The organism is Phyllobacterium calauticae (assembly GCF_019991125.1).
Taxonomy (GTDB): Bacteria; Pseudomonadota; Alphaproteobacteria; order Rhizobiales; family Rhizobiaceae; genus Phyllobacterium; species Phyllobacterium calauticae.
Genome location: NZ_JAGENB010000001.1, coordinates 580937 through 593246, shown reverse-complemented (window position 1 = coordinate 593246; position 12310 = coordinate 580937). Strand labels below are relative to the sequence as shown.

Genomic DNA, 12310 nt, shown 5'->3' with positions numbered 1-12310 from the left:
GTTTGATCGAAATTCGTTGATTAAAGGGTAAACCGGCTGATTAGCCGAGGATGCCCAGAATGTCGGATTCTTTCATGATCAGCAGATCTTCGCCGCCGATCTTGACTTCCGTGCCCGACCACTTGCCGAACAGGACATGATCGCCTGCCTTGACATCGAGCGGGATGAGCTTGCCGGCTTCGTCACGAGCGCCGGTACCGACGGAGACGATTTCGCCTTCCTGTGGCTTTTCCTTGGCAGTATCCGGAATGATGATGCCGCCTGCAGTCTTTGCTTCGGATTCGATACGGCGTACGACGACGCGATCGTGAAGCGGGCGGAACTTGGTCTTGGCCATGGTTAGAACCCTTGATGTTGGTGTCAAAACGGTGAAGCGAACGAGTGATCGTCCGCGTTATTAGCACTCACAAGTGACGAGTGCTAACTGGGCTCGGAAATAGTGGGCAGCCATGGAAGAGTCAAGGGAGAGGTTTGCCGAATTTTCGGCGAATGACTGAAAAGCAATGCACGCCGGCGCGTCTTCAGCCACGCAAAATCATCCCATGCAATTGTGAACCAATGATGACGCGTCTGCGGCTATGCGGCCCGCGACCGCACCGTTGCAGCCTTTGCCGCTTCGGAACGCAGATGGGTATCTCCCCAGACCTTGAGGGCCAATATGATCGGCTCCAGGCTGCGGCCATGTTCCGTCAGGGAGTATTCCACCTTGGGTGGTACCTGTGCATAGACCTTGCGTGTGATGAAGCCGTCGGCCTCCAGCTCGCGCAGCTGGTTGGTCAGCATGCGCTGGGTAACGCTGTTCAGGTGACGGCGGATTTCGTTGAAGCGCAGCGTACCGGACATCAGGTGAAAAAGGATCATACCCTTCCATTTGCCGCCGATGAGATTGAGCGTTCCTTCCACCGGACAACCCGGTGCGCAATCAAAATTCGTATGGCGGATGCGCGGCATCACGGTATCCTTTATGACACTATATGCAATTTATGTGCATTCTTGCACTGTTCGAACATAGCGCGCATTTGAACAGCGTCAACTTATCTGGAGAATGCCTATGCGCGCCGTCGCCTATTATGAACCGCAGCCGATCACTGCGGAAACCTCACTCGTCGATATCGATCTGCCCAAGCCCGAAGCGCAGGGGCGCGACCTTCTGGTCGAAGTGAAAGCCATATCGGTCAATCCCGTCGATACGAAAATCCGCGCAGGTGCAAAGCCGGAAGCGGGCCAGCCGAGAGTTCTCGGCTGGGATGCGGCCGGTATCGTTACAGCGGTGGGGCCGGATGTCCGGCACTTCAAGGTTGGCGACGAGGTGTTCTATGCGGGAGCGGTGGATCGCCCGGGAACCAATGCCGAGTATCATCTTGTCGATGAGCGTATCGTTGGCACGAAGCCGAAGTCCCTCGATTTCAGCGCCGCGGCTGCCCTGCCGCTGACGTCGATTACCGCATGGGAAATGCTGTTTCACAGGCTCCACATCGACATACCGGTGGTTGGCGCAGCCAACGCCATTCTGATTATCGGCGGTGCCGGTGGGGTCGGTTCGATTGCCGTGCAGCTTGCGCGCAAACTGACCAACCTGACGGTGATCGCCACGGCCTCGCGCCCGGAAACCCGCCAATGGGTGGAGGAACTGGGCGCCCATCATGTCATCGATCATTCAAAGCCGCTCGCCGCGCAGGTGGAAGCGCTCGGTCTCGGCGCACCCGCCTTTGTCTTTGCGACGACAAACTCCGATACGCATCGCACGGAGATTGCGGCACTGATTGCGCCGCAGGGCCGGTTCGGCCTGATCGATGATCCGAAAAGCTACGATATCATGCCGTTCAAATGGAAAAGCGTTTCCATCCATTGGGAGGTGATGTTCACCCGCTCGCGTTACGATACCGCCGATATCGAGGAGCAGCGCAAGCTGCTCAACAGGGTGGCGGAACTGGTGGATGCCGGCACGCTGCGCACCACACTTGCCGACAATCTCGGACCGATTTCAGCCGCCAATCTGAAGAAGGCCCATGCGCTTATTGAAAGCGGGCGAGCCCGCGGCAAGATTGTCCTGACCGGCTTTTAAACAACTGCGGCGGGCAGGGCGTCCATGCTCTGCCCGCTATCGCTTTATCGCGCAAACCGCAGCCAGCCAATGATGGCCACCGCGAGATAGGTGCCGCCGCAGATGAGGAGGAGATCGCCGGCGCTGACGCGGCTGCTCATCATCGGGGCAACGAGCATGCCAAAGAGCATGCCGGCGTGAGAGGTCACGATATAGATGCGTGTGGCCGGTGCGATATCGGCTGACGGCAGCAGGGTCTGGCGCAGGGTTGCAAAGGCGACGTCCTTGAAGGGGCCGCCGAAACCCGACACTCCCGAAGCGATGACAAAGCCGATGAGACGCCAGTGCACAGGCATGGGTGCAAGGGCGGCCAGCGCCATCAGCAGGATACCTGTGCCGGTTGCACACACGCCGAGATAGATTATCCGCGCCGGATGTTCCGGCATGGGACGGTTGCCAACAATGAGATTGGCGATGAGATTGCTTACCCCGAATGCCGCGATCACCAGACCGTAGAGCCCGAAACCGGTTGTCAGCGACGCATCGAACTGGCTGGAAATGATCAGGGGAACAGCGAGGAAGAAGGCCACATACCATGCACCGCCGATGAAGGCATTGCTGTCGAGCAGGAAGCCGAGCAGCGGTTGCCTGTGCATGGCGCGATAACCATAGGACAGGCTGGCGAGCGGGTGTTTTTTCTGCTGGTTCACGGGCGGCGCGACCGGTGTCGAAGACAAAGGCAATGCCATGATCGCTGCCGCTGAAAGCAGGAAGCTCAGGGCATTGGCGGTGAAGAAATGAATGGGGGAAATGATCGCGCCAGCCAATGCAATCAGTCCGGGACCAAGCAATCGCGCCAGCCGGTTCGTCGCATCGAGCAACGCATTGGTGCCGGCCAGCAGGCCCGGTTCATTGGCGATCAGCTGCGGCAGAATGGTCTGCAGCGCCGGCAGGAACAGGGCTTCACCGGCGGCAAGAACCGCGACGGCCAAGGCAAGCACCCAGGCGTCCGGTTGTCCTTCGATCATCCAGACGAGAACCACGAGCACCAGGACCGCGCAGCGGCAAAGGTCGGCGCCGATCATCGTGCGGCGGCGGTCCCAGCGATCCGACATGGCGCCGCCCAGGAACAGGACGGCAAGGATGATCGCCGATTTGACCGCGGCGATGTAACCGGCGGCCGGGCCGAATATATCAACGGCAATCCAGCTCAGCGCGACCGTGTAGAGTTGGTCGCCGATGGCGGACAAAGCAAGGCCGGACCAGAGCAAACCGATGGAGCGTCGGCGAAGCAGTGTGATGAATTGCATGGGGCGAAAACAGGCTTGCGGAGGAACAATCCGGTCAGACTAGTGCAAAATCTTTGCAGTGAATATGACGACCCTGACGGTTTATGTCAGGAACCTTCAACCGTCTTCGCGCACGTGGTGGGCCATATCCATCAGCATGCCGCTGACATGCGCATCGGAAAGCGCATAGAAGATTTGCCTGGCACGCCGGTCGCCGCGCACGAGGCGGGCGCTGCGCAACAGGCGCAAGTGATGGCTGACCAGCGATTGCGACAGGTGAAGGCTTTCCGCGATATCGCCGACGGATCGCGGCGCATCGAGGCAATAGAACAAAATGCGCAGGCGGGTCGGATCACCGAGGAGTTTGAAGGTTTCAGCCAGGCTTACGGTGTCGGATTCGGTTGGCATCGTCATGGCTGTCTATGCTTGTGTCCCGCGTGGCTGTGATCGTGGCTTGCGTGCTTGCCGTCCGTCTCGTGATCTCCCGAGGCGGATGCCGGCTGTAGCCCGATTTCGCCTTCGTCATGCGGCATATCCGGCCAATCGATGGCGATGGTGGCATGCTGGATGTCGAAGCGTTTGGCGAGCTCCGCCTCGACGGTCTTCACAAGATGGCGCGGGTCGGTGCCGTCCTTTGGCTGGACATGCAGCGTGGCAAGCGCCTTGCCTGACGTGATCAGCCAGACATGCACGTGCCTGACGGCGGCAAGCCCTGTAACCGCTCCCATGAGATATGTCTGGATTTCTTCCGGTTTGGCATTTTCAGGCGCGCCTTCCAGCAGGATGTGCAGCGCGTTGCGCAGCAGGGCCCAGGCGCTGCGCAGGATCAGCACGGAAACCAGGATGGAGAGAATCGGGTCGATGGGCGTCCAGCCGGTAAAATAGATGACGATGGCTGCGCTGATGGCGCCGACGGAGCCGAGAAGGTCGCCCATGACGTGCAGGACGGCGCCCTTGATGTTCACGTGTTCCTTGTCGCCGCGGGTCAGGATCCAGAACACCAGCATGTTGATGAGCAGCCCGATGACGGCCACGAGGAACATGGGGCCCGCCAGAATTTCACCGGGTGAGCGGAAGCGGTTGATCGCTTCGATGGCGATCCAGACGACAATGGCAAAGAGCGCGATGGCATTGATGAGGCCGGCAATAACCTCGAAGCGCAGATAGCCATAGGTGCGGCTTTGGTCTGCCGCGCGCTGGCCAAAGCGGAACGCGGCATAGGACAGGGCGAGTGCGCCCGCATCCGTCAGCATGTGTCCCGCATCGGCAATCAGCGCCAGCGAACCGGACATTACGCCGCCGATCACCTCGATGATCATATAGGAGAACGTGATGACGAAGGCGATCAGCACCTTGCGCTGATTGTCGTTGTTTATTTTGGGGCCATGGTCGTGCCCTGCGTGCGACTGCGACATTGTTCCGGCTCGTCCCGTTGATGACATACAACATATAAATACATGTTCATATGTTGTATGTCAATCGCAGCGGGTCCGAACGGCAGTGTGTTCGATCCGCCGGAAGGGCCCCGGCGGATCGTCATCGGCGCGATCAGGCGGCCAGCCGCGTTCCAGCCTCGTCCAATGTGATATGGCCGAGGAATTGTCCGCTGGTAAAAGCCGGGGTTTCATCCTCGATGGCATGGGCAAAAATCACGGCCTTTTCGGCTTCCAGCTTCTGCAGATAGGCGTGAAGGCCGGGATACTCCGTTTTGAGGTCGAAGAGACCGAGATCCTCGCCCCAGCGGGCGATGCCGATCATGTAGGCGTCGGCAATCGTCCTGTTGGCGCCGACAAGCCAATCCCGCCCCAGCAGATGGGATTGCAGATGGGCATAGCCGGAGGCGGCCTTCTCCCGCGCCAGGTCGCGCAGTATTTTGATCGCCGGATCGCCCTCTTTCAGCTTGTAGGCGGTCCAGGCCGACGAAAAGGCCGAGTGAAAGCTGGTGTGCAGATAGGCCAGCATCTGGTTGAGCCTGTCATGCGCCTCGGTGCCCTGGGCAAACCCCAGCTGCCTCCCAAGATCGCGTGCGGCGATGTTGTGGAGAATGGCAAAGCTTTCGCGCAGGCTCCTGCCGTTTTCCAGAAGCAGCGTCGGTGTCTGGTGCATGCTGTTGACGCGGCCATAGATTGCGCTCTTTGACTTGGCCAGCATGTCGATACGGGCAAGACGATAGGGTTGGCCGAGCCATTCCAGCGCGACGATTGAACCGAACGAGCAGCCATGCGGCACGCCATAAAACAATACGGGTTCCATTTTCATTTCCTCATTTTTTGAATGTCATACCGCGGTGAAAATGAAGATGGCGATATCGGTAACTATTGTAAAGAAGGCACAAAAATGTCATGTTGGTACAAATTTTATACCAACAGTCGGATGGAATGGGCGTCATGAAAGACCTGGTTTCCAAATGCCCCGTCGAAAATGCCATGCTGGTGCTGGGCGGGCGCTGGCGCATCCTGCTCATCTACTATCTGCTGGAGGGAACGAAGCGTTTCAGTGAGCTGCGCCGTGACATGCCGAAAATTTCGCAGCGCATGCTCACCCTCGACCTGCGCGCCCTCGAAGAGGCCGGCTACGTGACCCGCACGATCATTCCGCAGGTTCCGGTGCGTGTCGAATACAGCCTGACGGAGGAGGGGTGGGGCCTCAAGACGCTGGTCGAAGTGCTCGGCGAATGCGGTGACCGGCTGGCCAGCCGCGGCTACGTCAAGGCTGCAGCGTGATTACCAGGGGTGCGTGGTTCGACAAGCTCACCATGAGGGAAGTTTGTGGGCTGCAATCAAACCACCTCCCTCATGGTGAGCTTGTCGAACCACGCACGATTGTTCTGCCACATTCCAGATGAACTGAAGAGCCAGAAGCGACAATCACAGGTGACACGATTGCCGCTATCGGCTAAGCGATGCCATCTTATTCGCTCCGGCAATCTGAAAGGACCGGCATGACCGACATGGTACATTTGCAGCGTCTCGATGCGCTCAGAGACCGATATGATGTTCTCCTGTGTGATGTCTGGGGTGTTCTGCACAATGGTATTGATTCCTTCGCCGCCGCATCCAACGCGTTGCAGCGGGCACGGGAAGCCGGGCAGACGGTGATCCTGATCACCAATGCGCCGCGGCCATTTGCCGGTGTGGCCCAGCAGATCAAGATGCTCGGTGTACCCGACGCCGCCTATGACCGCATCGTCACATCGGGCGATGTCACGCGCGACCTGATCCGCAACGCGCCGCGCCGCGTGTTCCATCTGGGGCCGGAACGCGATGAAACGTTGTATGAAGGGCTTGATGTCGAGCTGACCGAAGAGCGTGAAGCGGATGTCGTGGTCTGCACCGGCTTTTTCGATGATGATGCCGAAGGTCCGGACGACTATGCCGACATGCTCACGCGCTTTCGCTCGCGCAACCTGCCGTTCATCTGCGCCAATCCCGACATCGTCGTCGAGCGTGGCGACCGGCTGATCTGGTGTGCAGGTGCCCTGGCGCGCGATTATGGCCAGTTGGGCGGGCGCACGCTCATTGCCGGAAAGCCGCATCGCCCCATTTACGAAGCGGCCATTGCCGCGGCGGAGGCCGTGCGCGGCGGGCCTGTCGACCTTGCGCGCGTGCTCGCCATTGGTGACGGCATGTTGACGGATGTGAAGGGCGCCGATCTCTTCGGAATCGATGTGCTCTATATTTCCGGCGGCATTCACGCCGGCGATTATGTGAGAGGCGGCATATTTGATCTGGAAAAGCTGCTCGCCTTTCTCAAGAAGCACGGCAGCAACCCCGTTGCCACCATGCCGGCTCTCGCCTGAGGTACACGCACCATGCCGATTCTACGCCTGACCGACCCTTCGCATCTGCCGCAGCATCTGAAGGGCGCCGTGGTGGCGATCGGTAATTTTGACGGTGTGCATCGCGGCCATCAGGCTGTTCTGGGGCGGGCGCTTGATGCCGCCAACACCGCCGGAAAGCCTTCGCTGGTTCTGACCTTCGAGCCGCATCCGCGCAGCGTCTTCGTGCCGGATCAGCCGGTCGACCGGCTGACACCCGCGGCGGAAAAAGCTTCCATCCTGGAAGCCCTCGGTTTCGATGCGGTGGTGGAATGCCATTTCACCCGGGATTTCTCACAGCTTACGGCCGATGTGTTCGTGGACGAGATTCTTGTTGCCGGTCTTGGAGCGAGCCGCATCGTGGCGGGGTTTGACTTCCACTTCGGCAAGGGACGCCAGGGCGGTCCGGCCTTTCTCATGGATGCCGGGGAAAAGCGCGGCTTTCAGGTCACGCTCGTCGATGCGTTCCGCGACGAGGGCGGGCAGGCCATTTCATCCAGCCGCATTCGCGAACTTCTGGGTGCGGGCGACATTGTCGAAGCGTCGGGGCTTCTGGGGTACCGCCACCGGATTCGCGCGGAAGTGGTGCATGGCAAGCAGCTTGGCCGCACGATCGGCTTCCCCACGGCCAATATGGTGCTGCCACCCGAGACGCATCTGCAGGAAGGCATTTATGCCGTGCGTTTTCGCCGTGCGGACGGCACGCTCCATGACGGTGTGGCCAGCTTTGGCCGCAGGCCGACCGTGGATACCGACGGCGCGCCGCTGCTCGAAACCTATGTCTTCGATTTCACCGGCAATCTCTACGACGAAATCTGCGCGGTTTCGTTCTTCGGCTATTTGCGCGGCGAGGAAAAGTTCGACGGGCTTGAGCCGATGATGCAGCAGATCAGGCGCGACGAGGAAGAAGCGCGTGCTCTGTTGCAGGGAGTGAAACCGTTATCCGCTCTGGACGACACGATTAATTTTCGATGAAACGGTAAATTGTTTACCATAAGAATAAATCCAATTTTATCTATCCTTCGCTAGCGTCATTCTCAAATCTGCCGCCCTCCCAGGCGAAATTTTGGAGTGATTTCATGCATGTTCGTCTCGTCGCCGCTCTTTCGGGCGTCCTTATACTTGCCGGTGCCGTCCCGGGCTCTGCCGATGATTATTATTACGAAGGCCAGCAGAACCAGACGGCGGCTGCGCCCCGCCAGCATTGGTGGTCGGGCGACTGGTACCTGACCCTCGGCGCCAAGGGCTTCATCGCTCCGCGCTATGAAGGCGCCAAAGACTATCTTCTGCGGGCCGCGCCGGTTATCTCGCTGGGCCGTGCCGGAGCCGCCGCCCGTTTCAGCTCCCTCAATGACAATGCGTCGATCGGCCTGATCGATACGGGCGTGTTCCGCACCGGTATCACCGGCAAGCTGATCACCGGCCGCGACAGCGGTGACGCGAATCTCAAGGGCGTGCATGATGTCGATTGGGGTGTCGAAGTGGGCGGCTTCGCCGAATTCTATCCGACGGACAATATTCGCGGCCGTGTCGAGGTGCGCCGGGGTATCGGTTCGCATGACGGCGTCGTTGCCGACTTTGCCGTCGATGCCTTCAAGGACCTGACGCCGACCGTGCGCGTTTCGGCCGGGCCGCGCGCCACCGTGGCGTCGCGCGATTACTTCAAGCAGTATTACGGGGTGAACCCGACGGAAGCGGCTGCATCCGGTCTGTCGACCTACCGTCCCGATGGCGGCGGTCTCAAATCGCTTGGTCTCGGCGGCCAGATCACCTGGAAGGCGACGGACAAGATCGAAACCAGTGCCTATGCGGAGTATAGCCGCCTGATGGGACCGGCGGCCGATTCCAGCATCGTCAAGGAGCGCGGGTCGGCCAATCAGGCGACCTTCGGCCTGCAGGCAACCTACCGTTTCGACTTCGCGCTTTGACCGATATATCGGGCTGACGCGAAGTTTATTGCGTCAGCCCCTTTATTCTGGAAGCAGTGATTGCTAAAAGCGCGCTCATGAAAACTGTTTCCTGGACCCTTGCACAGTCCATACCGCTTCAGACACCACGAATTACTGGCCCGGCCTTCCGGTTTGCCTGAAGCCTAGGCTTGCGGGTGCGGAAGGTCCGGGTTTTCCGGATGCGCCATTGCGCTCTTTTTTGATTTTCGTCACATCTTTGCCTGCTGCGATCACGCGCGGGCCTGTTCACAAGCTGGAAAAATGACCGACACCGCCAACCCACTCGACTATTCGAAAACACTTTATCTGCCGCAGACAGATTTTCCGATGCGCGCCGGCCTGCCCGCCAAAGAGCCGGAATTCGTCAAGCGCTGGGGCGAGATGAATCTCTACAGGAAATTGCGCGAAGACGGGAAGGGGCGCCCGCTCTATGTGCTGCATGACGGTCCTCCCTATGCCAATGGCAATATCCATATCGGCCATGCGCTGAACAAGATCCTCAAGGACGTCATCACCCGCTCGTTCCAGATGCGCGGTTTCGATTCCAATTATGTTCCCGGCTGGGATTGCCACGGCCTGCCGATCGAATGGAAGATCGAGGAACAGTACCGCGCCAAGGGCAAGGACAAGGACGACGTGCCGATCAACGAATTCCGCAAGGAGTGTCGTGAGTTCGCCGCCAATTGGATCAAGATCCAGTCCGCCGAATTCAAGCGCCTCGGCATCGAGGGCGATTTCGACAATCCCTATACGACGATGGCTTTCCATGCGGAAAGCCGCATCGCCGGGGAATTGCTCAAGTTCGCCATGTCCGGCCAGCTCTATCGCGGTTCGAAGCCGGTGATGTGGTCGGTGGTCGAGCGCACGGCGCTGGCGGAAGCCGAGGTCGAGTATCAGGACTATGAAAGCGACACCATCTGGGTGAAATTCCCGGTCGCAGATGGGGCGGGCGATCTTGGTGCGGCGCATGTGGTGATCTGGACCACGACACCATGGACCATCCCGGGAAACCGTGCGGTCAGCTATTCCCCGCGCATTGCCTATGGGCTTTACGAGGTCGAAACCGCTGAAAATGATTTTGGACCCCGGCCGGGCGAAAGGCTGATCTTCGCCGACGCGCTTGCGGAGGAATCCGCGGCCAAGGCCAAGCTGACCTTCAAGCGGATCAAGACCGTTGCGGCCGACGAGTTTGCCGCCATGACCTTGGCGCATCCTTTCAAGGGGCTGGGCGGCGGCTATGAATTTGTGGTTCCGCTGGTTGCCGGTGATCACGTTACCGACGATGCCGGTACGGGTTTCGTGCATACCGCCCCAAGCCACGGCCGCGAGGACTTTGACGCCTGGACCGCTGCTGCGCGTGAACTCGAGGCGAAGGGTATTTCTCCGGCTATCCCGTTCACCGTTGATGATGCCGGTTTCTATACCAAGGACGCTCCGGGCTTTGGGCCGGACCGCGAAGGCGGCGCCGCGCGTGTCATCGACGACAACGGCAAGAAGGGCGATGCCAACAAGGCCGTCATCGAGGAGCTTATCGCGCGCAGTGCGCTGTTTGCCCGCGGCCGGCTGAAGCACTCGTATCCCCATTCATGGCGTTCGAAGAAGCCGGTCATCTTCCGCAACACGCCGCAATGGTTCGTCTATATGGACAAGGATCTGGGCGATCTGACCACATTGCGTTCGCGCGCCCTGGCGGCGATCGACGAGACCCGTTTCGTACCCGCCGGCGGCCAGAACCGGCTGCGTGCCATGATCGAAGACCGTCCCGACTGGGTCCTGTCGCGCCAGCGCGCCTGGGGTGTGCCGATCTGCGTGTTTGCCGATGAGAATGGCAACGTGCTCAAGGACGATGCGGTCAATGCCCGTATTCTCGAAGCATTCGAGCAGGAAGGCGCCGATGCCTGGTTTGCCGAAGGCGCGCGCGCGCGTTTCCTTGGCGAAAAGGCAAACGAGCCGTGGGTGCAGGTGCGCGACATTCTCGATGTCTGGTTTGACTCCGGCTCGACCCATGTCTTCACGCTTGAGGACCGCCCTGATCTGAAATGGCCTGCCGATGTCTATCTGGAAGGCTCCGACCAGCATCGCGGCTGGTTCCATTCGTCGCTGCTGGAAAGCTGCGGTACCCGTGGCCGGGCGCCCTACAGCACCCTCGTCACCCATGGTTTCACCATGGACGAGGAGGGGCGCAAAATGTCGAAGTCGCTCGGCAATACGGTCACGCCGCAGGATGTGATCAAGGATTCCGGCGCCGATATCCTGCGCCTGTGGGTCATGACCACGGATTATTGGGAAGACCAGCGTCTGGGCAAGAACATCATCCAGACGAACATCGATTCCTATCGCAAGCTGCGCAACACCATCCGCTGGATGCTTGGCACCCTGGCCCACGATGCCGGGGATGAAATCGCCTATGCTGATATGCCGGAACTGGAAAAGCTGATGCTGCACCGTCTCACCGAGCTCGATGAGGTGGTCCGCTCGAGCTACGATGCCTTCGAATTCAAGCGCATCACGCGTTCCCTCATCGATTTCATGAACGTCGAATTGTCGGCGTTCTATTTCGATATCCGCAAGGATGCGCTGTATTGCGATGCGCCGTCCAGCATCAAGCGCCGTGCGTCCCTGCAGGTTGTGCGTCACCTGTTCGACCGTCTGGTGACCTGGCTTGCGCCCATGCTGCCGTTCACCACGGAGGAAGCCTGGCTCGACCAGTATCCCGCCGCCGTCTCGGTTCACCTTGAGCAGTTCCGCGCGACGCCGTCCGAATGGAGGAACGAAGCCCTGGCCGAGAAGTGGCGCAAGGTGCGCGATGTCCGGCGGGCCGTCACCGGCGCGCTGGAGCTGGAGCGGGCGGACAAGCGCATCGGTTCGTCGCTCGAGGCTGCGCCGGTGGTCTTTGTCGCCGATCCGGAATTGTTCGCTGCCGTTTCCGATCTCGATATGGCTGAAATCTGCATCACCAGCGCCATCACGATCAGGAACGAAGCCGCTCCGGCCGGGGCATTCATTGCCGAGGACGTGAAGGGCGTGGCGGTCGTTCCCGAGCGCGCATCGGGTACAAAATGTGCCCGTTCATGGCGTTATACCCATGATGTCGGCTCCGATCCGGCCTATCCGGATGTCTCGGCCCGCGATGCGGCGGCACTGCATGAACTGGCAAAACTCGGCAAACTCGCCATTTAAGTGTATAAATGCGGATCATTCTCTGGATGAT

The 12310-nt window shown here is 59.8% G+C and carries 12 protein-coding genes; 6 read left to right on the top strand and 6 right to left on the bottom strand.

The genetic code is table 11. The annotated features are described in order from the left end of the window. Positions 1 to 40: 40 nt before the first annotated feature. Together groES and J1W56_RS03030 are read right to left on the bottom strand one after the other, a co-directional pair. Positions 41 to 337, bottom strand: coding sequence for a co-chaperone GroES (gene groES, locus J1W56_RS03035; protein ID WP_105736255.1), 297 nt, complete (start codon positions 335 to 337; stop codon positions 41 to 43). Positions 338 to 576: 239 nt separating this feature from the next. Continuing rightward, complete coding sequence (locus tag J1W56_RS03030; protein WP_223611679.1) at positions 577 to 951, bottom strand: winged helix-turn-helix transcriptional regulator; 375 nt, start codon at positions 949 to 951, stop codon at positions 577 to 579. 100 nt (positions 952 to 1051) lie between these two features. Between J1W56_RS03030 and J1W56_RS03025 the strand changes: the two genes are divergently transcribed. Next, entirely contained in the window at positions 1052 to 2065 is a 1014-nt protein-coding gene (locus tag J1W56_RS03025) for a zinc-binding alcohol dehydrogenase family protein (RefSeq protein ID WP_223611677.1), read from the top strand. Between the two features lie 44 nt (positions 2066 to 2109). Here the strand turns inward: J1W56_RS03025 and J1W56_RS03020 are convergent, their stop codons facing one another. The 4 genes from J1W56_RS03020 to J1W56_RS03005 all read right to left on the bottom strand — a co-directional run bounded on the left by J1W56_RS03020 (position 2110) and on the right by J1W56_RS03005 (position 5586). Then, positions 2110 to 3354 (bottom strand): MFS transporter, encoded by a 1245-nt coding sequence (locus tag J1W56_RS03020; RefSeq protein ID WP_223611676.1) that lies wholly within the window; start codon positions 3352 to 3354, stop codon positions 2110 to 2112. A 96-nt stretch (positions 3355 to 3450) separates the two neighbouring features. Continuing rightward, positions 3451 to 3747 carry an ArsR/SmtB family transcription factor gene (locus J1W56_RS03015; protein ID WP_223611674.1) on the bottom strand — a complete coding sequence of 99 codons (297 nt, stop codon included), beginning with the start codon at positions 3745 to 3747 and terminating at the stop codon, positions 3451 to 3453. Next, positions 3744 to 4748 (bottom strand): cation diffusion facilitator family transporter, encoded by a 1005-nt coding sequence (locus tag J1W56_RS03010; RefSeq protein ID WP_223611673.1) that lies wholly within the window; start codon positions 4746 to 4748, stop codon positions 3744 to 3746. The genes J1W56_RS03015 and J1W56_RS03010 overlap by 4 nt, the downstream gene beginning before the upstream one ends. A 133-nt stretch (positions 4749 to 4881) precedes the next feature. Then, positions 4882 to 5586, bottom strand: a complete 705-nt coding sequence (locus tag J1W56_RS03005; protein WP_223611672.1) for a glutathione S-transferase family protein — start codon at positions 5584 to 5586, stop codon at positions 4882 to 4884. Positions 5587 to 5720: 134 nt separating this feature from the next. Here J1W56_RS03005 and J1W56_RS03000 point away from each other — a divergent pair, with 134 nt between their 5' ends. The 5 genes from J1W56_RS03000 (at position 5721) to ileS (ending at position 12279) form a co-directional block, all read left to right on the top strand. After that, positions 5721 to 6056 carry a winged helix-turn-helix transcriptional regulator gene (locus tag J1W56_RS03000; protein WP_223611671.1) on the top strand — a complete coding sequence of 112 codons (336 nt, stop codon included), beginning with the start codon at positions 5721 to 5723 and terminating at the stop codon, positions 6054 to 6056. 227 nt (positions 6057 to 6283) lie between these two features. Next, positions 6284 to 7132 carry a TIGR01459 family HAD-type hydrolase gene (locus J1W56_RS02995; RefSeq protein WP_223612393.1) on the top strand — a complete coding sequence of 283 codons (849 nt, stop codon included), beginning with the start codon at positions 6284 to 6286 and terminating at the stop codon, positions 7130 to 7132. Between the two features lie 12 nt (positions 7133 to 7144). After that, a complete protein-coding gene (locus J1W56_RS02990; protein ID WP_223611670.1) occupies positions 7145 to 8125 on the top strand; it encodes a bifunctional riboflavin kinase/FAD synthetase in 981 nt (326 codons plus the stop codon). 104 nt (positions 8126 to 8229) lie between these two features. Beyond that, the gene (locus tag J1W56_RS02985) at positions 8230 to 9078 is read left to right on the top strand and encodes a MipA/OmpV family protein (protein ID WP_223611669.1); all 849 of its coding nucleotides are present in this window, start codon (positions 8230 to 8232) and stop codon (positions 9076 to 9078) included. A 282-nt stretch (positions 9079 to 9360) separates the two neighbouring features. Beyond that, positions 9361 to 12279, top strand: coding sequence for an isoleucine--tRNA ligase (gene ileS, locus J1W56_RS02980; protein ID WP_223611668.1), 2919 nt, complete (start codon positions 9361 to 9363; stop codon positions 12277 to 12279). Positions 12280 to 12310: the final 31 nt, after the last annotated feature.

Bases quoted from the DNA above. Each gene is read 5' to 3' on its own strand.
- J1W56_RS03015 (WP_223611674.1), bottom strand. From the start codon at position 3,747: ATGACGATGCCAACCGAATCCGACACCGTAAGCCTGGCTGAAACCTTC.
- J1W56_RS02985 (WP_223611669.1), top strand. From the start codon at position 8,230: ATGCATGTTCGTCTCGTCGCCGCTCTTTCGGGCGTCCTTATACTTGCC.
- J1W56_RS03025 (WP_223611677.1), top strand. From the start codon at position 1,052: ATGCGCGCCGTCGCCTATTATGAACCGCAGCCGATCACTGCGGAAACC.
- ileS (WP_223611668.1), top strand. From the start codon at position 9,361: ATGACCGACACCGCCAACCCACTCGACTATTCGAAAACACTTTATCTG.
- J1W56_RS03000 (WP_223611671.1), top strand. From the start codon at position 5,721: ATGAAAGACCTGGTTTCCAAATGCCCCGTCGAAAATGCCATGCTGGTG.
- J1W56_RS03030 (WP_223611679.1), bottom strand. From the start codon at position 951: ATGCCGCGCATCCGCCATACGAATTTTGATTGCGCACCGGGTTGTCCG.
- groES (WP_105736255.1), bottom strand. From the start codon at position 337: ATGGCCAAGACCAAGTTCCGCCCGCTTCACGATCGCGTCGTCGTACGC.
- J1W56_RS03005 (WP_223611672.1), bottom strand. From the start codon at position 5,586: ATGGAACCCGTATTGTTTTATGGCGTGCCGCATGGCTGCTCGTTCGGT.
- J1W56_RS03020 (WP_223611676.1), bottom strand. From the start codon at position 3,354: ATGCAATTCATCACACTGCTTCGCCGACGCTCCATCGGTTTGCTCTGG.
- J1W56_RS02990 (WP_223611670.1), top strand. From the start codon at position 7,145: ATGCCGATTCTACGCCTGACCGACCCTTCGCATCTGCCGCAGCATCTG.
- J1W56_RS03010 (WP_223611673.1), bottom strand. From the start codon at position 4,748: ATGTCGCAGTCGCACGCAGGGCACGACCATGGCCCCAAAATAAACAAC.
- J1W56_RS02995 (WP_223612393.1), top strand. From the start codon at position 6,284: ATGGTACATTTGCAGCGTCTCGATGCGCTCAGAGACCGATATGATGTT.